Here is an 18,900-nt window from a genome sequence, read left to right on the forward strand (position 1 = left end):
CTGATCAAAAAGTGCCTGTCTTGGGCTCGACTCCCACCGTTGCCGGAGCATTGGGGGTGTCCTTGCGGACAGTGAAATCCGTGGGATTGTTGGGAATGCCGCCCAGGATCAGGCGCTCACCCCATTCGATGATTTTCTTTTTGCCGAACCCTGTCGGGTAGGAGAGTTCGAACCTGACTTCATTCAATGCTTTGTCGTAGTGGTAGAGGAAGGCCCAGACTTGGGTCTCCTGCTGCCTTGACTTCGCCAACTCGAACGAGTCTTGGTTGAACAGCTCCAATTGGCGGTTTGATTGAACGAAACCTTCGACAACCACGCCTTTTTCTGCTTGGTTGGTGGGGTCTTCAAAGCCCTCCTTGCCCGTTTCGTTGTTGCCCGTCATCACCACAATGGAAACGGAGTGATCAGGCGAACTAATGAAGGGGCAGTTTTTTTCGTTGTGAATGCGCCATCCCCTCTCGCTCAGCTGAGTGCGCAGTACTTCCACGGTCTTCAGCCATTGCTGCACACCGGCCGCGGTGACAGCGGAGGCCCGCGTCGTGTCGTTGCGCGCGCCAAGCCCGCTTAAAACAGCGTCGTACAGGAGCTTAGTGACCAAGTCTGCTGATAGCTCTTGCAGCCGTGCCTCAACAAGCGCCGCGTCGGTAACAGTCTTAGCGCGCGGGGCGAAGGCCGCAGAATGGGCCAGCTCGAACTTAGATTTCGACACAGCAGCTCCTTTTCAGTTTCCGGAAATTATACCTCAGGTTGAGGATAGAAAAGCGGAAAAATCATGCGATCGAAAGAAGGGAGCTCAGACACCCAACGGGACGTCCCACTTCCGCAGGATCCGCTTTCGTCCGCACGTTCTTGGATTGAAAAATATTTGAGCCACACATTACGCCCATGGAGAGCGTTGGACCGCCACCGCTCTATTTCCCCCGCCCGTCCCTTCCAGGAGCCATCGTGATACCCAGCAGTTCCCCCCTTGAAAACCTCGTTAGCTTCGCCCTGGTCTTCCTGATCGGTGCACTCTGGGGCCACCTACGCTGCAACAACCGCGACGCAGAGCGCAAGAGGCATGATGACGACCTGCCCGCATTGCCAATCGTCGCAAGTAGTGGCCCGTAACCATGCGCGCAAAGTTGGCGGCACACTTGGCGCCATCGCGGGTGCCACCAGCGGTTTTGCCGCTGCCATGAACGGCGCACGCATCGGCGGCCGAATCGGACTCATCGCCCCCCTCGGCGCTGCCCTGGGCACGGTCGCCGGGGCCATCTTCGGTGGGGTCCTGGGCGGAACGGCCGGCTGCTCGGCCGGCGCTACCTTGGGCGAGCTGATCGACGAGAAGGTCCTGCACAACTACCGCTGCCTGGACTGCGGACGCACGTTCGGGCAATCGTCGGTCGAGTCTCATTTCCGCCGACAACCGTCCTTCGACGAATCCGATTCTGGTGGGTACGCAGCCCATCCATTCGGCCTGAGGGAGGACGACGAGCCGTTTTCGCTGTCTCGCCGCTGATCCCGGCTGCGGGCTCATCCCTCAGCACCGCCCTCCATACCTCCCCTTCACTCCATTTTCAGCCCGGCTCTTGCCGGGTTTTATGCACTCGCTTTTTCCAAAGGAGCAACCATGCACCTCGTTCAATCGATGGCCTACGTCCCAGCAACCGTGGCACGGCCTGGGTAACCGGCTGGCGCCCAACCAATCGGTCGATGTGTGGGCCGAGCGCGCCGGCATGAACTGGCGTATTGAGTCTTCCGAAGTCCGGTTCGTCACTGGCACGGATGGCATCGGCGCCATTCACGCCTTTCCCGACCAGAAAGCACGGCCAAGTACAACATCGTGCCGATGTAAGGTTGTGCTGCATAAACGATGAGAGTGGGCGCAAGGCCCACTCTCATCTATGGCGCTCGTTTTTTTGGTTCGTCGTCGATTTGCGGGTTGGGGTGTGGGTCTCAGAACGACCCGGTGCAGACAGTCGATGTCAACCCCCACGTACGTCTCTTGCTGACGTGAAACCGTGCTTCGCAGTGGGATGGTGACCTTCATGTACATCTTTAAGAGCCAAGCACCGAAGATCAGCAGGGGAATGGCTTTCCTCGCCGCAGAAGGCGCCAGCGCGAGATACGAACGCCACAGTGCTTCAGTAACACATCTGTCCCATCGCTCGCCTCCCGCGTCCGTTGCTTTGAATACATGATCCCCTGTCAATCATCGCGGCAGCGTTGCCGTGTGAAGCCCGATTTCCGAGCTTCCCGCATAGGCTCTATCGTCATACGCGACGGCCATGCCCGGGAACGCGCATCGCTCCGATTATTCGAGCGCTCCCGCAGATCCAAACACGAAAATGCAGCGCAACGGCAGGAGGTCGCACGCGAGGTCAATCTCGTCACGCATGCAAGCCGAAGGCTGAGTGCGCTGAGGAAGTCAACACTGTACGATGTGATGTTCTCTTATCTGACACGAACACGGATGTTTCGGTCGGGCCGATGGTAGACCACAGCAACATCGGTACAAGATGTACCGTCAGCCATACTGATAGGAGCCACGGTCAACCGCTCAACGATGATCGTTTCGAAGCCCGCAACGTCCAGAATATCGCCGTCGCCGAAGTGTGGATGACACAGGATTCCCGATGGCTTGAGCAAGCTCTTCAGCTTGACTGCGGTCGCGCGCCGAGCGTCGTCGGGCGATTCGTCGCAAACATAGTCGTATGGGTCGTAGAAAATGAAATCATACTTTCCATCGCCAGGGATCTCCTTCCAGTCTCCCGCGATCGGGCGCACCGATGCATGAGTTAGCGAAAATTCCTCTAGATTGCGGAACACTTGGCTCTCTATTTCGACGATGTCATGCTCCGCCGGTCGCAGGTACTTTTGAATCAACCTCGCAGATATACCCAGTCCAAAGCCAATTTCGAGGACGGATTGTTGCCTTACGTCGGCGAAATGTTCGAATATCCGCTCGAAATACGCTTCTTCACTTCTGGACATAACGACCTGCCCCTTCCACATCAACAAATCGTCAGTCATGACGTCAAACTCGAGATGAATCATCGCGGGAAAAGCGTTCCTAGTAAGTGCTTATATCGAGCTGTTACTGTTTGGTCCACGCCATGATCAGCTGCTGATGTGACGCCGGCGTCGCGTCGACGAAGCCAGCCTCCTCCGCCGCCCGTCTTGACGCAACATTGCTCTTACGCATGTGAGCATAGATGGTCAAATATTCGCTTGCTTCACAAGCGAGCCTATACGCGACCCGACCGATCCCTATGCCCTGATTTTTTAGATTTAGATAGATTTGCAGCGACGCGTGTTTGCCTAGCGGTTTCTCGTCGATGAGATTGATGAAGACTGTCCCGACACGCTTGCCATCAACCTCGATTCGCCAGCACTCCCCTCCTTGCCCACCACCTCGCTTCGGCGTTCCTCGAGTACGAACAAGGTGAACTGCGTCCGCAGGAACTCTAGGTCGAGCCGTTTTGAGAGCAACGGTTGCCTTGGTCACGCTTTGACAATCCTCGCTAGTCCGGTACGTAGCTTTTCGGACGCCGGCTTCCACAACTCCGCGGGAAAGAAGCCCGGAGAATATGCGACGACGACATCCTCGATCCTCGAGCCGATGCCCGCTTGCGTGATCGCGTCGCAGAATTCGTCGATGCGCTCGAGCACTTGTGAGCAATCGGGATCCAATCTTGGGTTCCTTTGTTCCCAGTCTGAGTCTCCATCATATCGATTATTGAAGTAATCCATATCGATGTGCAGCAGCATTGACCGCGGGTCAGCGCTCTCAAGACCTTGCAGCCAATCATCAAGGTTGGGCGTGACACGTAGGCGGCTTGGGCCGGGCAGAGCAACCTCGTCGGCCAAAGGTGACAACTCTACCGAGGGTCGTGCCATACCTGGATTCAGCAGGGTGTCCGGCTCCGATGCAATTGCGAAGCGGAAATCCACCGTCGCGGAGACTTTTGGGTATTGACACAGATGCCGAATCTCTGAATCGGGAAATCTGTGCAGGAACGGCGTCATGAAGCTGCCCATACCCACTGCTCCCGACAGAATGCTCGCATACACCGACTCGGGGCGATACACGTTGCACTCGTTACCCGTCAGTGCGTCGTAAAAGGCATCCCCTTGGACAAATAGCCTTGGGCAAGCGAGGTCGCGATGGTCGTCTACGTGCAAGACAACGGGGCTGGTGGTCTCCTGGCGGCCGTGCGCCCATTCACTCCAGCTGTGCAGTGTCCATGTGTCGAAAAGCGCTTCGAGGATGCGACCGTTACGCCTTGTCGCTGTGATCATCGTGTGCCGGCTAATGTCATTGCCCCACCATGCGAGCCCCTCCTGCAACCTTCCATCGACGTGCCGATCTTCACCGCCGGGCCAGTACAGGTCTAGTTGCCAGCCTGAGGAGGTGCGCACGGCGGTCGCATCTTTGTCGCAAAAATAATCCCGCAGCATTGCATGCCGCAGGACAGGGTCGTCTGGAAGACGATTAGGCGATACCACCAAGCTCGGCTTCACGTTCAGCGGCATGTTCAAGCGTTTCGACAAGTGCCCGCCCGGCTGCAGTCAATGGGCAGTCGCGTAGAGTTGCAAACGCCTGCTGCAGCCGGCGGCTCGTCACAAGAACCTGATTTTCCGCACGAGAGTAAAGCTCGGATGGCCCTGCATCCCTGACGAAGATCCAGAACCTACGAAGTTCAACGAACACAAACACTGCGTGCAGCAGCCCTGATGGCGGGCGAAGTTCCTCCCTCCACGGAGAGACAACCTTGGCAGCACCAGGCTGCACCGTCGGAGCCAGCCGTTCGAGCAGATAGAGTTTCTGATGCCGATGCTCGTGAATCAGCGAATCCGCCATGTCATAAGCATCCACGACTTTAGTGCCTTGTATCGCTGAAACGTAAAGCGCTCCGGGCACGGCATCGTCGCTGAAAGATATGATCTTGTCCGGATGAGCCGTTCGATCGCGAACGAACTGCACCGCGTCACATGTCTGGACCAGTTCCCTGTGCAACGCAGGACGCCACCCACGGATAATCTCGAGCGCCGCCTTCACAAGCTGCTTTGCGTCGTTAGGAGAGGCGGCTCCCGAATCAAAATCGATGGCCTTCCCAAATGGAATGCGGAGCCACGGATCATCCGGGTTGATCGCCATTTCTTCTGCGCCGACTGGTTCCACCGCTGCCAGGAAGTTCAGGTAGCCAGCGTCTGCGGTAATTTCGGTGCCATCAACCGCGAACACTCTGCGCCCCTTCTGGCGTGATTCGTATGCACGCGCCCAGGCAATCGAGCCCGATTTGCACGCAAGCACATTCTGCAAATCGCCGCTTGTCAGGAGGCCCTGTGCCACGCCGGCGAGCAGGTCTCCAGACGACTGAATTTGTTCGATAACAGCGCGGAAGCGGGGAACATATTCAGCAGCCGCAGAATGACGAAGCGACTCCATCGCTAACGCTGAAGACTCGGCTAGTTCAAATTCATCCAACTGAAAATCAAGGTCTGTCGGAGCGATCTCTTCGACGGCCAGCAACCCTTGAAGGCGCTTCTTCGCGTGCGAAATCAGGCCAAACATCTCACGGCAGTAGATCGTCGGATTATCAAATCCGTTTTTGCCGTAGCGATGTGGTACTGAACCACCACCACAGATTTCAACGACAGGGCATTGTTGACAGGCCGCACACAGCCCGTCCTTCCGCAAAAGTGCGCGATGTGCAGATAGCTGGGGCGAGCGAGCAACTGTGATGATTGACGTGTCCGACAAGGAACCGTCCAACCGCGTCCCCCCCTCGCGCGTAATTTTTAGTACGTCAAGATCGTGGTATGTCCCGTCAGTCTCGATCGTGATGAGACTGACATCGCCGAAGCCGAAGGCATCCGTCTTGGAAGGCAGGCCAGCGATTGCATCCAGAAGTGATTCGAAAGTCCTCACCGGCAGATGCGGGTACTTGTCGAGCCATACATCGAATGCTCGTATCAGCCAGTCATTATAGACGCTCGAGGAGACCTCCCGACCCGGAGGAAGTCGGAGGTGATTTGCGTCAGGAAGGAGGAAATCCAGCTTCGGAACGTTCAGCGAACTGAAGAACTCAAGAAGCGCCTCTGGTGGAGTTCGCGTATCGATGACTGCAATAACGCCCGCAAAGATATTTGGACGCTTTTTGAGTCGCTCGAGTGCGTTCATCACGCGATCGAAACTCGACCGCCCCTTTCGGGTGGTCCGATGAAGATCGTTAGCTTCCTTCGGACCATCGATACTCAACGACACGTCGATAGACGCCGACTCGAAACGATCCAGAACCGCATCGGTGAGCAGAAGGCCGTTGGTTTGAATGCCGAAATCGACTTGGGCTTCTGTTCCAACGGCGACTTTGATTCGCTCGCAGAAAGAAACGATTTCGTCTCCGCCTGCGAGAAGCGGCTCACCGCCATGGAATATGACTGCGCATCTCGAAAGTCCCGCATCCCGGACATATTCTGCCAACCTCGTAGCGAACAAGTCCTGGTTCTCGCGACTGAGAATCCGAGGCATGGCACGCCACCCCTGATCTGCGTGGTGGTACATGTAGCAATAGTCGCAATCGAGATTGCAGCGCGATGCGATTTTCACCAAAAACGCAGTCAGCTTAACCGAATCGGTTGTCACCACACTGTCACGAACGGTTGTGTCGATGATGCATACGGTCGAAGCTTGAGATCACCTCGCTGGGCTTCGTTTCAGCGAGAACACGCGCCTTCAGGCGTTGGATTGCGGGATTCTCCGAAACACCACGGGTTACTGCATCACGTACGACGTCCTGCGGCGGATTGATGAAATCGACGGTATCGTAAAGGGACATGATCTAATTGGTTAATTTATCCACGGTCTATGTTAAGGCGCAAATCGGTTAAAGGCAACTGTTGGCGCAGCAACGAGACCACGATATTGCGATGCTGGCGTCCCGGTTCTCGAACCGTCAGTCTCCCGTCCTTGATTGCAGGAGTGCCCTTGCTGGCGGCATCCGGCCAGTGAAGCCATGTGTTCGGGTCGATTGTCCGTTTACGGCTGACGCTGCCGCTGCGCGGCAGCGACAAAGCTCGAGTGCAACCCTTGGCAGCCGCGGTTGCACCTGGCGAACACGATACCTCCTAAGCGTTTGATTACAATGGGAAGCAGAAAAATCGGATATCGATGTTCAACACGTAGAAGGTTGGTTGTCGGTTCCGTTAAGGCCCCTCGTACGCGGACGCCCTCCATTCACCTTGTGCTGTCGGCGCACAAAAACGCTTTGAAAGAGGCGGCATCTCGGATAAGGCATGACATGGACAATCTGGCCGGCCTTGCAAAGATATCCCATTGCATTGAGAGATTTGCCTCGTTTATCAGCGTCCCAATGGTCGACCTGACCGAGAGCCCAATTATCGCCATATTTCCCCCTATTTCGGTTACAGTTTTCGAAATAGTCCCGGCCTTCAGTAATCACGGCCCGCCAATACTCCCCTAACTTATGCGCATAATCCCCATGCTTCTGAACGTATGCGCCATCTAAAAATAATATAATGTGCATGTGATATCCAGCCAAACGCGTGTACTCAATACGCCAGACATAACCAACCAGATGCTTGAACAAGGAGGGCTTACCTTTCATGTTCCCAAATAATCGATCTCGATCCTTCTGAACCTCCTCCGATGTAATACGACTTTCGATCGCTCCCCCGGAAACAAAAAACCCCGCAAGCCTTGATCTTGCGGGGTTCTCTGGACTTTCCTAGACGAGCTAGAACATGTTCTTGGTGGACCGAAGGAGGATCGAACTCCCGACCTCTGCATTGCGAACGCAGCGCTCTCCCAGCTGAGCTATCGGCCCGTGACGAACGATTGTAGCTCAGTTTTTCGCGGCTGTTCAATCACGTTGCCATGCCTGCGTTGCCGGTCATGCCGCGCACGGTCGGCAGGTTCAACGGGCGGGCGGTGACCTCGCCGGAGGCGCGCAGCCACTGGGCCATCAGGTCCCAGATCGGCGGGCTGCCGCTCTGGCGGGCGTCTTCCGAGACGGGTGCCCAGCCGGCTACCTTGTAGGTCTTGGCCGCGTCGATGGGCTGGCCCTTGAGGCGCATCTCGGTAATGCGTTTTCCCATCGACGCGGTGGGGTCGATGGTGTATTGGAGGCCACCCACGCGCACCATGTCGCCGCCTTGCTGGTAGTAGGGATCGGGGTTGAACAGGTTGTCGGCCACGTCTTCGAGGATGGTCTTGATGGTCTCGCCGCTCATCGCGGTGACGGTGGTGTGGGGATACGTGATGGCGGTCTGGTCCATCAGGTGTTCCATGGTGATGGCCTGCCCGGGCAGCAGCGTGGTGCCCCAGCGAAAGCCCGGCGAGAAGGCGATCTCGGCGCCCTGCACGTCCATCAGGCCGTCCAGGATCAACTGGTCGAACGTGCCGTTGAAGTTGCCGCGGCGATATAGCAGGCCGCTGTTGCGCGCCAGCACTTCGCCGAGTTGCTTCTCATACGGCGCGCGCACCTTGGCGATGAGCGCGTCCATGGCGGGATCGGCTGCGAGATAGTTGGCGAAGACCGGCAGCAGGCGGTAGCGCAAGCCGCTGACCTTGCCGCCCTTGACGTCGAAGTCGAGCACGCCGAGGAACTTGCCGTTGGAGCCGGCGTTGGTCACCAGCGTGGTGCCCCCGGCGTTGCTGACTGGCACCGGCGCCGGCATGCCGTCGTGCGTGTGGCCGCCGAGGATAGCGTCGAGCCCGCGCACGCGCGAGGCGAGCTTGAGGTCCACGTCCATGCCGTTGTGCGACAGCAGCACGACCACCTGCGCGCCCTTGCCGCGCGCCTGGTCGATGACCTGCTGCAGGTTTTCTTCCTGGATGCCAAAGGTCCAGTCTGGCGTGAAGTAGCGCGGGTTGGCGATCGGCGTGTAGGGGAACGCCTGGCCGATGATGGCCACCGGCACGCCGTTCATCTCGCGGATCACGTAGGGGTCGAAGACGGGATCGCCGAAGTCGTTGGTCTTGATGTTCTGCGCGAGGAAGGCGACCTTGCCCTTGAAGTCGCGCTCGACGATCTCGGTGACGCGCTCGGCGCCGAGCGTCATCTCCCAGTGCGGGGTCATCACGTCCACGCCCAGCGCCAGCGCGGCGTCGACCATGTCTTGCCCGCGCGTCCACAGCGCGGTGGCGGAGCCCTGCCAGGTGTCGCCGCCGTCGAGCAGCAACGCGCCGGGCCGCGCGGCCTTGAGCTGCTTGACCAGCGTGGCGAGGTGGGCGAAGCCGCCAACCTTGCCGTAGCGGCGCGCGGCTTCGGTGAAATCGAGATAGGTGAAGGCGTGGGCCTGCGCGCTGCCGGGGGCGATGCCGTAGTGGCGCAGGAAGGCCTGCCCGACGAGGTGCGGCGGCTTGCCCGCGTAGTCGCCCACGCCGAGGTTGACGTTGGGCTCGCGGAAATGCAGCGGGCGCAGTTGTGCGTGGCAATCGGTGAAATGCAGCAGGTGCACATTGCCGAAGCGCGGCACGTCATAGAGCTTGCCGGCGGCCTGCGCGGCTTGTGCGTCGGTGGCGGGAAAGGTCATGCCGCCGGCGCCGGCGATAGCCAGCACCTGCAGGAACTCGCGTCGGTTCATTGTCTCGTCCTGTGCATGTCATGCGCCGGTGTCTGGCTCTTGCGACCCGGCATCTTGTGGCCGATGTGGCCGATGTGGCCGATATGGCCAATGCGGCTACTTCTGCGTTGGCGTGGCGTACCTGGCCAGCGCCGCGACTTCCTCTTCCAGCATCTCGCCGACCTCCTTCTGCACGACCTTGCCGTGGGCGTCGATCACGTACAGCTCGGGCAGGCCGCGGCGCTTGCCGAGCGCGGCGCGCAGCGCGGGGGTGTCCATCGCGGCCGGGAAGGTGTAGCCGTGTTTCGCCATGTAGGTAGTGGCGTCGCGAGGGTCCTTGTCGATGCTGACCGCCAGCACCTGCAGCCCGCCGCGCGCGCCGCCGGTGCTCTCAAAGAGCTTTTGCAGGCGCGGGTTCTGCAGTGCGCAGAAGGGGCACCACGATGCCCAGACTTCCACCACCAGCGGCCTGCCGGCCAGGTCGGCGGGCGTCACGACCCGGCCGTCGAGCAACTGCACCGGCGGCAGGCGCACGGTGTCGCCCACCTCCAGCGCGGCGGCCGCGCCGCTCCAGGCCAGTGCGGCAAGCAGCAGCACGCGCGCGCGCCGGAGGGAGCCTGCCATGCGGCTGGGTGTCATTGCGCAGCCTTACTGGTTGACCGGCGAGGCGGGGTCCAGCAGCAGTGCCATCACGTCGCGGATCTGCTGCTCGGTGAGGATGCCCTTGTGCCCGAAGCGCGGCATGTTGGAGCAGGCCGCGAACGCGCTGGAATCCCAGATCTTGCCCCAGGTGTACTTGATCACCGCCTCGGAGTCGCCGCGCAGCTTGCCGTACTGGTACAGCGACGGGCCGATATTGCCAAACGAGATCTCGGCCTTGGTCATCTGGTGGCAGGCGTAGCAGTTAGCGCCGTTGGGGCTGCCGACTGCGTCGGAGAACTGCATGCCGCGCCCGTTCTGGGCGGTCTTCTCGCCTTCCTTCCAGTCGCCCAGCCATTGCTTGTCGGCGGGGTACTTGATCTGCTTGAACTCGGCGGCCTCGATCTTCCTGGCCACCGCGGCCGGCACCTTGGAGCGGTCGGGGTAGTCGCTGCAAGCCTTCTGCATGGCGTCGCGATCGAGCACGCCTTCGACCGTGGCGGGGCCCTTGGAGGTGAAGGAGCTTTCGATCAGCTTCTTCATGTCGGCGTCGCTGACGGCGGCGACCTTGGCGGTGACATTCGCAGGCTTTGTGGCCTTGGCCGGCTTGGCGCTGTCCTCCGCGTGAGCCATGCCACCCATGCAGGCCAGCATGGCGAACGTGGCCAGCGTGCCTTGTGCGTATTTATGCGCTTGTTTCATCTCTGCTCTCCCTTGCCTCAGCGCTTCATGGCCGGACCGTCGTACGTGCCGCCGTTTGCGTTCCTGGCAAGGAACAGGCTCAGCGCGGTGATCACGTCGGAGCCATAGGCGGGTTCGGGAAAGCGCTGCTGGCGCAGGCAGTCATAGAGGCGGTGTTGCATCGAGCGTACCTCGCCCTGCGAGACGCGATAGGCGGGCCACGTGGTGTACGCGGCTTGCGCGCCTTGCTTGGTCAGCAGGTTGGGCAGCTCTTGCAGGCGGATGCGCTGGCCGTCCACGGCGTGGCAGGTGGCGCAGGCGAAGTCGTAGGCGCCGCCACGGTAGAAGAACATCTTCTGGCCGAGGGCGTACACGCGCTTTTCTTCGGGATGGTTCAGCTCCACGTTCATCTTGATGCCGCGCGACTCGCCGGCCACGAAGGCCACCAGGCGCTCGATGTCGGAGGGCTTGCCGGTGGAGGCGAAGGGATTCTTCAGGGCCTCTTCCTGGGTCAGGCCCTGCAGCGTCACGCGGCAGTAGGCCAGGCGTTGCTCCAGGTCCATCACGCGCCCGGTATCCTTGAACAGGCGCGGCAACTCGGCGTAGGCGCCCTTGGTCACGCCGGGGCCCTTACCCAGGTCGCATTGCTCGAGCGAGGCGTTCTTGGGGCCGGCGGGCTTTTTCCAGAGTTCCTCGCCGGCGGCTTCCCACAATTCTGCGGGGTTGCCCTCGGCGAGCATCTGCCGGTACTTGGCGATTTCCTCGGCGGTGCTGCCCTGGGCGTGCACCGCCGCGGCGGCGAGCGCCACGGTGCCGGCCAGCGCCAGCGCGGCGCCGGTGTGGCGGCGTCTGATCGTGTTCATGGGGCTTCTCCTCGGGGCCTCGGGAGCCTGCCGCCGTGTGGCGCCAGGCCGCGCGGGCCCATCTTATGGCTTGTCTTCCCGTTATCGGCGCCCGGTGCGGGCCGGCTCTTGCGCGGGTGCTGCTTACAACCTGTCTGCTTACATCCTGTATTTACGGCTTGCGTATTTACGGCTTGATATAGGCATAGCCTTCATCGAACTGCAGTTTGGCCACTTCCACCACGCCAGCCTGTACCACCTTGGCTTCCATCAGCAGGCTGGACTCCGGAATCTTGCGCGCCATGAGCGTATTGCGGCAAACGCGGAACTCGACGCCGGAACTGGCCAGCGCGCCGACCGCCGCCTCGAAGGTGTTGCCACGTGCGTCACGCGCGCCTTCCACGATGAAGTCCACGCCGTAGCCAAACGCCACCACCACGATCTTGGTATCCGGCGCGGCGTTCAGGTGGTTGCGCAGGTTAGCCATGGCGCGCACCGCCTGGTCCGTGCCTTCGGACAACTGGTAGACCACCTTGACGCGCCCGCCCTTGCCGGCGGCCGCCGGCGCCGCTTGCGCCGCCGCCTTGGCGGCCAGGCCGATCGCCGCCAGCGCCGCCGTTGCTCGAATAAATGCTCGCCGCATGATTGCTATCCTTCCGGTCGCGCCCCCGCGCGCACCATGCGCCGGCCCGGGCCCGACATTCGACCTGAACCATAGCAGAGGATGCCGCTGCCCGCTCGGCCAGGCCGGTACTGACCCGTACCCGGTTCGATCAGGAAATGGTCGCTTCGTCGGTCCGCTTGTCACCGCGGTTGTCGACCCAGGTCACCGTGACCTTGTCGCCCTTGGCGCCGCCCTTGAACTTGAAGTTCAGGAAGGGATCCTTGGATACCGCCGGGCCGAACTGGGCCTGGAATACGTCCTTGCCTTTGCACTGTGCCGTCACGCTCTGGATATGCCAGGCGGGAATGATCTTGCCGGACGCGTCCTTGCGCTGGCCGGTTTCCATGTCGTGCTTCATCAGGATCTTGACGTCGACCACACCGCCGCTCTCGGCGGCACGTACGCGCATCGGGTCTGCCATGTTCTTTCCTCTTTCAGGTAATGGTGGGGCGGGAAATCCGCTTGGGTGGATGGGAGCGTGGCCTCAGCCGCCGCAGCCACCCAGCGTCACCTTGATTTCCTTGGACGCCACGTACCATTTGCCGCCGGCCTTGACGGCGGCGTACACCATCGAGGTCTGGCCCATCTTCACCCGCGTGGAGACAAAGGGCTCGGTGCCGGCCGGGATGATGAAATCCGCTGCCAGCGTGTTGGGATTCTTTTCCACCAGGATGGCGATCTGCTCGGTACCAGGGATGTTGCTGGTCACGGCGACCGGCACCACGGCGCCGTTCTCGGCGATGTCGGGGGCGGTAAAGACAATGGCGGTGCTCTTCTCGGTGCCGCTGCCGCCAAATGCCTTGATGACGTCGGCCACGCTCTTGCCGTCGAAGGCGGTCTTGTTCCACTCCGCCGCCTGCGCCTTGCTGATCAGGCCGGTGGCGGCCATCAGTGCGAGCACGGAGGTGACCCGCAATACGTCTCGTCGTTTTGAATGCATTGTTTCCTCTTCTCCTGCGTTTTCCGTTCCGGCTTGGTTTTCTGTTGGCCTGCCGCGCCTTTTTCGCGCCGCAGCGGGCGGTGCATTGCCGCCCTCGCACAGGGGCGCCATCGGCGCCCCTTTGGTCCCGAAGCCGTAACCGGTCCGGGCAGGGCTTGCCCTGGCTGTGCTTACTTGGCCGGGGCGCCTGCCAGCACCCACTCCACGACCGTCTTCAGGTCGGCGTCGCTCAAAGCGGCATTGGCGGGCATCGGCACCGGGCCCCAGACGCCAGCACCACCACTCTTGACCTTCTTGGTCAGCGTTGCCAGCGCGTTCTTGTCGCCCTTGTACTTGGCCGCCACGTCCTTGTAGGCCGGGCCAACCAGCTTCTTGTCGACCTGGTGGCAGCCCATGCAGGCGTTCTTGTTGGCGATTTCCTGGGCCTTGGCGGCATCGACTGCCGCGTTGGCCGAGGCGGCGCAAGCCAGCATCAGCGTTGCGATGACAAACTGCTTCATGGATATGCTCCGAACTTTGAAGAGCCGTGGGGACGGCGAAAAGCCCGCTCGCTGCCAGTGTTGCCTGTCGGCACGGCCGGCGCGGCGGCGCGCTGGCCGCGCCACGGGGCGGCCAGTCCGCTATTTTGCCTCAAGAATCCACCCCACCACGGTGCGCAGGTCGGAATCGGGAATCTGCGCCTGAGGCGGCATCGGCATGCTGCCCCAGGCGCCCTGCCCGCCTGCCCGGATCTTGTGGACGAGCGCGTCCTGTGCATCCTGCCCCTTGTACTTGCGCGCGACCTCGGCAAAGCTCGGACCGACCAGCTTGCGATCGGTGGCATGGCAGGCTATGCACTGGTACTGGCTGGCCAGCTTCGCACCCGCCGTCTCGCCGGGTGTGGCCGGGGTGGCGGCCGCGGGTGCGCTGGCGCCGCCGCCGGCAGCCCAGCCGCGCGTGGGCCCTACGGTGCGCTGTTGCGCCGCCAGGTCGCCGTGGGCATCGCGGGCATAGGCCGGCATGGTCGACACGATCTTGACCGTGGGCGCGCAATCCTTCATGCACGCCGTATTGCGCGTATCCGCCTGGCCCCGCCCGGGCCACAGGCCGTGCTGCAGGGTCATGCCATTGCGGTTCGGCATTTTTTGCTGCACTTCGGCGATAGTGCCGTCCGACAGCGTGAAGTCCGCCGGCACGATATCGCCCAGGTTGAGCAGGTAGGCCGTGACTGCGTAGACGTCGTCGGCGGACAGGCTCCGGGGCGCGTTCCACGGCATCGCACGGTGGATGTAGTCCCACAGGGTGCTGACCGTGCTGACCTTCATCAGCGTGGTGCGGTACGGCTGGTTGCCGGTCAGCGAGGCCACCCGGCCACGCTGGATATCCTCGGCGCTGGTGCCGCCGACGATGGGCGAGAACACCTCGTTGGACTCACCGAAGTCGCCATGGCACGAGGCGCATTTGCCGTCCCAGATTGTTTGTCCCTGCGACACCGTGCCGCTGCCCTTGGGCAGGCCCTGGAAGTCGGGGCGCACATCGATATCCCAGGCCTTGACCTCTGCCGGCGTGGCAGTGCGGCCGAGCGCCGCACGCGCGCTGCCGTCCGGCGCGGCGGCCATCGCCGCTGGCCCGCACAGCGCGGCGGCGATGGCCAGGAGTGCCGCGCGCCCGGCGCTAGTCAACGTGGACATTGGAGACCTCGCCGCCATCGGCCACCTGCCAGCTCTGGATGGCGTTGTTGTGATAGATCGAGCGCGCCCCCCGCACCGCGCGCAGCTGCGCCAGGCGGGGCTGCACGTAGCCGGTCTCGTCGATGGCGCGGCTCTGCAGGATGGCCGGGGAGCCGTCCCACACCCAGTCCAGGTTGAAGCGCGTCAGGCATTTGGACAGCACGGGCGTTTCCAGCCTTGCGGTGCGCCAGTTGCGCCCGCCGTCGACCGAGACATCGACGCGCTTCACGCGCCCGCGCCCGGACCACGCCAGGCCGCTGATGTTGTAGAAGCCGCGCCCCACCAACTGCTGCCCGCCGGAGGGCGTGGTGATGACGGACTTGCACTCCTGGATCGAGGTGTACTGGCGCAGCATGCCGTCGGGCATCATGTCCACGTAGTGCACGGTCTCGTCCTTGGTGTTCCACGGCTGGTCGCCGAGCTCCAGCCTGCGCAGCCACTTGACCCACGACACGCCCTGCACGCCGGGCACCACCAGCCGCAGCGGGTAGCCGTTTTCGGGGCGCAGCATCTCGCCGTTCATGCCCCAGGCGACGATGATCTCGTCGGCCAGCGCCATCGGGATGGTGCGGGTCATGCCTGAACCGTCGCCGCCCTCGGCCAGCAGATAGCGCCCGCGCTTGAAGTCCGCGCCGGCATCGTCGAGCAGGACCTTGAGCGGCACGCCGGTGAACTCGCAGCACGACAGCATGCCGTGGGTGTATTGCACCGTGGGCACCGCCACGTTGCCCCATTCCATGCCGGTATTGGCCCCGCACTCGATGAAGTGCATGCGCGACACCGCGGGCAGGCGCATCAGGTCGTCCATGGTGTAGACGCGTGGCGCCTTCACCAGGCCGTTGATCATCAGGCGGTGGCGGGCCGGATCGATGTCCTGCCAGCCTTGATGATGGCGCTCGAAGTGCAGGCCGTTGGGCGTGATGATGCCGAAGAAGCCTTGCAGCGGGGCAAAGGAGACCGAGGCCGCCGATACCCGCGTCAGGCCTGGCGACTCGCGGCGCACCAGGTTTTTCTCGAACGGCGACGGCTGGCCGTAGGGATGCGCGGCAACCGGCTGGCCGAGCGTGGTGGCCCAGGGTTGCGGGGTGAGGATGGCGTCGTCGCCGGCAACGCCATCCGCTGCGCGGGCCCGGCTGGCGACGCCAGCGGCCAGCGCGGCTGCGGCGCCCAGGAAGCTCTTGCGCAGGAAGTCGCGGCGAGGGCTGTCGGACGCGCCTACGCCATGCTGCGTGATGTCCTGCTGCAGCGAGGCGCTGACGAAATGCTCCGGCGCACGCACGATGCGCCCGGGGCGGCTCTGTTGCGGCACTGCGGTCTCCTCCGGCTCGCGCGTGCGGCGCCAGAGGCACCGTCGGCGAACCTGTTGTGGGTCAGCGCCCGCGCAAGCGGACGGCTGCCGTCGAACCTTGGTGCGAGCGTTGCTGCCTGGCGCCCGGCGCGTTGCTCAGCGGCTGCGCCGGCGCGGTGCCGGGGTGGCCTGCGGCATGAAGCGATCGACCATGCTGGCTGGCAAAGCGTTGTCTTCCAGCCGGCTGGCGACCTGCACGCAGACCGTGCGGCACAGCTCGATCACGCTCTCGTCCTCGATGGCGTAGAACACGAGGTTGGCCTCCTTGCGGCGCGACAGCACGCCCGCGCGGTACATCGCGGTGAGATGGCGCGACACATTGGTCTGCGACGATCCCACCGTCTCCACCACGGTGCCCACCGGCTTCTCGCCATCGCACAGGGCGTGCAGGATCTTCAGCCTGGTGGGCTCTGCCAGCAGGCTGAAATACCCCGACACTTTCTCGAACACGCGATCCATCTCATCCATGCCGTTCAATATATTCGTATATGCGTAATTGCGCATATAGTGTTTACCCCTTCGCATAGCCGAAGCCGCCGAACGGGCCATAGCCGCGCGCCATGACGAAGGCTGTCTCTCCCTCTCCCCTCAGGGGGAGAGGGTGGCTTAGCCAGGAATCACTTGAAGCGAAGCCCGTGGTGTTCTCCAGCACGACAACGCAGATCGTGACTGCCGCGGACTGCCCTCAGCCCAGCATGTCGGCCCAGATGGCATCCGCCCACGCCTGCGCATAGGTGCCTTCCAGCGCGTTCGGCGCCGCCGACAGCCCGCCTGACCCGGGCACCGTGACCATGGTCTTCTGCGCGGCATCGTAGCGATGCACGCTGGCGATATGGATGGCTTCGCGCTCTGAGGTGAAGCTATAGCAGGTGTTGTTGTACAGCGGCTCGGGGTTGGGCGCGTGGCCGGCTAGCAGCGACACGATAGCAGCGGCCGCCACCTTGCCATGCTGGTTGGCCATATGGCCCGATTTGGGCATCAGCGGCGCAATCTGGATGGCATCGCCGAGCACGTGGATATTGGGCGCGGCCTTGGATTCGAAGGTGAGGAAATCGACCTCGCACCAGCGGCCGTTGGCGGTGGCCAGCCCGCTTGCAACGGCGATGGCCCCGGCCCGCTGCGGCGGCAGCAGGTTGAGCACTTCGGCGCGCTCGTCGTCCTGCACCTCGAACTTGAGCGTGCGGGTGACAGGGTCCACATCGACGGCGTTGTACTGCGGCCGGTACTCGACCATGCCCTGGTAGCGCGTGGCCCAGACCTGCTTGAACAGCGCTGCCTTGGAGGTGACGTCGGGATTGGCGTCAAGGATCAGCACCTTGCTGCGCGGCTTGGCCCGGGTGAAATAGTCCGCGACCAGGCAGGCGCGCTCATAGGGGCCAGGCGGGCAGCGATACGGCGCCAGCGGAATGCTGATGGCGAAGGTGCCGCCGTCGCGCATGGCCTCCAACTGGCGGCGCAGGCCCACCGTTTGCGGGCCGGCCTTCCAGGCGTGCAGGATCTGGTCGCCGCCGGGCTGGGCAAGGCCCGGGATCTCGCCGGAGAGCACGTCCACGCCAGGTGAGAGCACCAGCTTGTCGTAGGCGAGCGTGCCGCCACCTGCCAGGCGTACCTCGCGGCGCGCGGCGTCGATGGCGCTGACGTGGTCGCGCACGACCTTGACGCCGTGGCGCTTTGCCAGCGCATCGTAGGACAAGGTGATGTCGTCGATGCGCTTGCTGCCGGCGAGCACCAGGTTGGATAGCGGGCAGGACACAAAGCTGGCGTTGGGCTCGACCAGCGTGACCTCGATGCCCTGCGTGCTCCATTCGCGCAGGTAGCGCGCGGCAGTGGCGCCGCCATAGCCGCCGCCCACCACCACCACCTTTGCCCTGCGGGTCGCGGCCTGCGCGCCGAGCGTGCCGAACATGGCCGCGCCGGCCAGCGTGCCGAGAAACTCACGTCGTTGCATCTGGAAATCTCCTTGCCGGGTTGCAGGGTTAGCGCACGGCGGCGAACCAGCCCGCGATGGCCTCGATCTGCTGGTCGCTGTAGCCCTTGGCGATCTGCTGCATCACGGTGGCCTCGCGCTTGCCTTGCTTGAAGTCCTGCAGCTGGCGGACCAGCTCGGACTGGCTGCGCCCGGCGAGTGCCGGCACCACGCTGCCCGCAGGCGCGCGGCCGGCCGGGCCGTGGCAGCCGGCGCAGGCGGCGGCCCAGTTGCGCGCCTGCAGCGCGGTGGCGTCGGTCGCCTGCGCGCGCGCGCAGGCAGGCAGGGCCAGCAGCGTCAGCGCTATTAACGCTATTAGCGTCGGCAGGGCAGCTGGTGTGAGGGTCTGGTTCATGGTGTTCGCTCCGGGGTCGCGCCGCGAGGGCGTGCCAACCCTAGCACAGCGCAGCGCGCGCATGTGATGCGAAATCCGCAGATCGAACTGCGCCGGCTGCTCTCAGGCGCGGGCGGCGGCCGGCAGCAGCCGGCAGAGTTGGCGGGCGCTGGGGGGGGGGGGGGGGGGGGGGGGGGGGGGGTA

The 18,900-nt window shown here is 62.8% G+C and carries 21 protein-coding genes, 1 tRNA gene and 1 pseudogene; 2 read left to right on the forward strand and 21 right to left on the reverse strand.

Annotated elements, in window-relative coordinates; translation table 11 throughout:
- Window positions 1-4: 4 nt before the first annotated feature.
- On the reverse strand, window positions 5-709 hold the full coding sequence (locus tag AC1Q7Q_RS28295; RefSeq protein WP_492374162.1) for a hypothetical protein: 705 nt from the start codon (window positions 707-709) through the stop codon (window positions 5-7).
- 351 nt (window positions 710-1,060) lie between these two features.
- On the opposite strand from AC1Q7Q_RS28295, the gene AC1Q7Q_RS28300 reads away from it, so the two are divergent.
- Together AC1Q7Q_RS28300 and AC1Q7Q_RS28305 are read left to right on the forward strand one after the other, a co-directional pair.
- Window positions 1,061-1,501, forward strand: a complete 441-nt coding sequence (locus AC1Q7Q_RS28300; RefSeq protein WP_492374161.1) for a hypothetical protein — start codon at window positions 1,061-1,063, stop codon at window positions 1,499-1,501.
- 111 nt (window positions 1,502-1,612) lie between these two features.
- Window positions 1,613-1,805 (forward strand): annotated as a pseudogene (locus AC1Q7Q_RS28305) (DUF932 domain-containing protein); the annotation flags it as partial.
- 631 nt (window positions 1,806-2,436) lie between these two features.
- Here the strand turns inward: AC1Q7Q_RS28305 and AC1Q7Q_RS28310 are convergent.
- The 20 genes from AC1Q7Q_RS28310 to AC1Q7Q_RS28405 form a co-directional block, all read right to left on the reverse strand.
- A complete protein-coding gene (locus AC1Q7Q_RS28310) occupies window positions 2,437-3,015 on the reverse strand; it encodes a class I SAM-dependent methyltransferase (protein WP_492374160.1) in 579 nt (192 codons plus the stop codon).
- A gap of 64 nt (window positions 3,016-3,079) precedes the next feature.
- The gene (locus AC1Q7Q_RS28315) at window positions 3,080-3,490 is read right to left on the reverse strand and encodes a GNAT family N-acetyltransferase (RefSeq protein WP_492374159.1); all 411 of its coding nucleotides are present in this window, start codon (window positions 3,488-3,490) and stop codon (window positions 3,080-3,082) included.
- Window positions 3,487-4,518 (reverse strand): hypothetical protein, encoded by a 1,032-nt coding sequence (locus tag AC1Q7Q_RS28320; protein ID WP_492374158.1) that lies wholly within the window; start codon window positions 4,516-4,518, stop codon window positions 3,487-3,489. Before AC1Q7Q_RS28320 ends, AC1Q7Q_RS28315 begins: the two co-directional genes overlap by 4 nt.
- A complete protein-coding gene (gene yhhB / locus AC1Q7Q_RS28325) occupies window positions 4,478-6,631 on the reverse strand; it encodes a cyclophane-forming radical SAM/SPASM peptide maturase YhhB (protein WP_492374157.1) in 2,154 nt (717 codons plus the stop codon). Before yhhB ends, AC1Q7Q_RS28320 begins: the two co-directional genes overlap by 41 nt.
- A gap of 7 nt (window positions 6,632-6,638) precedes the next feature.
- Window positions 6,639-6,824 carry a YhhA family cyclophane-containing RiPP gene (gene yhhA, locus AC1Q7Q_RS28330; RefSeq protein WP_492374156.1) on the reverse strand — a complete coding sequence of 62 codons (186 nt, stop codon included), beginning with the start codon at window positions 6,822-6,824 and terminating at the stop codon, window positions 6,639-6,641.
- 336 nt (window positions 6,825-7,160) lie between these two features.
- The gene (locus AC1Q7Q_RS28335) at window positions 7,161-7,613 is read right to left on the reverse strand and encodes a YagK/YfjJ domain-containing protein (protein ID WP_492374155.1); all 453 of its coding nucleotides are present in this window, start codon (window positions 7,611-7,613) and stop codon (window positions 7,161-7,163) included.
- 143 nt (window positions 7,614-7,756) lie between these two features.
- Window positions 7,757-7,832: transfer RNA gene (locus AC1Q7Q_RS28340), tRNA-Ala, on the reverse strand.
- 40 nt (window positions 7,833-7,872) lie between these two features.
- Window positions 7,873-9,594, reverse strand: coding sequence for a thiosulfohydrolase SoxB (gene soxB, locus AC1Q7Q_RS28345; protein ID WP_492374154.1), 1,722 nt, complete (start codon window positions 9,592-9,594; stop codon window positions 7,873-7,875).
- A gap of 96 nt (window positions 9,595-9,690) precedes the next feature.
- Complete coding sequence (locus tag AC1Q7Q_RS28350; RefSeq protein ID WP_492374153.1) at window positions 9,691-10,197, reverse strand: TlpA family protein disulfide reductase; 507 nt, start codon at window positions 10,195-10,197, stop codon at window positions 9,691-9,693.
- Between the two features lie 24 nt (window positions 10,198-10,221).
- The gene (soxX, locus tag AC1Q7Q_RS28355; protein ID WP_492374178.1) at window positions 10,222-10,866 is read right to left on the reverse strand and encodes a sulfur oxidation c-type cytochrome SoxX; all 645 of its coding nucleotides are present in this window, start codon (window positions 10,864-10,866) and stop codon (window positions 10,222-10,224) included.
- Window positions 10,867-10,931: 65 nt separating this feature from the next.
- The gene (gene soxA, locus AC1Q7Q_RS28360; protein WP_492374152.1) at window positions 10,932-11,756 is read right to left on the reverse strand and encodes a sulfur oxidation c-type cytochrome SoxA; all 825 of its coding nucleotides are present in this window, start codon (window positions 11,754-11,756) and stop codon (window positions 10,932-10,934) included.
- A 166-nt stretch (window positions 11,757-11,922) separates the two neighbouring features.
- Window positions 11,923-12,378, reverse strand: a complete 456-nt coding sequence (locus tag AC1Q7Q_RS28365; RefSeq protein ID WP_174425843.1) for a DsrE family protein — start codon at window positions 12,376-12,378, stop codon at window positions 11,923-11,925.
- A gap of 130 nt (window positions 12,379-12,508) precedes the next feature.
- Window positions 12,509-12,820, reverse strand: a complete 312-nt coding sequence (gene soxZ / locus AC1Q7Q_RS28370) for a thiosulfate oxidation carrier complex protein SoxZ (protein WP_150991211.1) — start codon at window positions 12,818-12,820, stop codon at window positions 12,509-12,511.
- A gap of 63 nt (window positions 12,821-12,883) precedes the next feature.
- Window positions 12,884-13,339, reverse strand: coding sequence for a thiosulfate oxidation carrier protein SoxY (gene soxY / locus AC1Q7Q_RS28375; RefSeq protein WP_043350495.1), 456 nt, complete (start codon window positions 13,337-13,339; stop codon window positions 12,884-12,886).
- A gap of 170 nt (window positions 13,340-13,509) precedes the next feature.
- The gene (locus tag AC1Q7Q_RS28380; protein WP_150991213.1) at window positions 13,510-13,839 is read right to left on the reverse strand and encodes a c-type cytochrome; all 330 of its coding nucleotides are present in this window, start codon (window positions 13,837-13,839) and stop codon (window positions 13,510-13,512) included.
- Window positions 13,840-13,959: 120 nt separating this feature from the next.
- A complete protein-coding gene (locus AC1Q7Q_RS28385) occupies window positions 13,960-15,009 on the reverse strand; it encodes a c-type cytochrome (RefSeq protein WP_492374151.1) in 1,050 nt (349 codons plus the stop codon).
- The gene (gene soxC, locus AC1Q7Q_RS28390) at window positions 14,993-16,357 is read right to left on the reverse strand and encodes a sulfite dehydrogenase (RefSeq protein ID WP_492374150.1); all 1,365 of its coding nucleotides are present in this window, start codon (window positions 16,355-16,357) and stop codon (window positions 14,993-14,995) included. Before soxC ends, AC1Q7Q_RS28385 begins: the two co-directional genes overlap by 17 nt.
- A gap of 135 nt (window positions 16,358-16,492) precedes the next feature.
- Entirely contained in the window at window positions 16,493-16,900 is a 408-nt protein-coding gene (locus tag AC1Q7Q_RS28395; protein ID WP_043350505.1) for an ArsR/SmtB family transcription factor, read from the reverse strand.
- 181 nt (window positions 16,901-17,081) lie between these two features.
- A complete protein-coding gene (locus tag AC1Q7Q_RS28400) occupies window positions 17,082-18,344 on the reverse strand; it encodes an FCSD flavin-binding domain-containing protein (protein WP_492374149.1) in 1,263 nt (420 codons plus the stop codon).
- A gap of 28 nt (window positions 18,345-18,372) precedes the next feature.
- On the reverse strand, window positions 18,373-18,717 hold the full coding sequence (locus AC1Q7Q_RS28405) for a c-type cytochrome (RefSeq protein WP_492374148.1): 345 nt from the start codon (window positions 18,715-18,717) through the stop codon (window positions 18,373-18,375).
- Window positions 18,718-18,900: the final 183 nt, after the last annotated feature.

The sequence above is a fragment of the Cupriavidus sp. GW823-FHT07A04 genome (genome assembly GCF_058794615.1).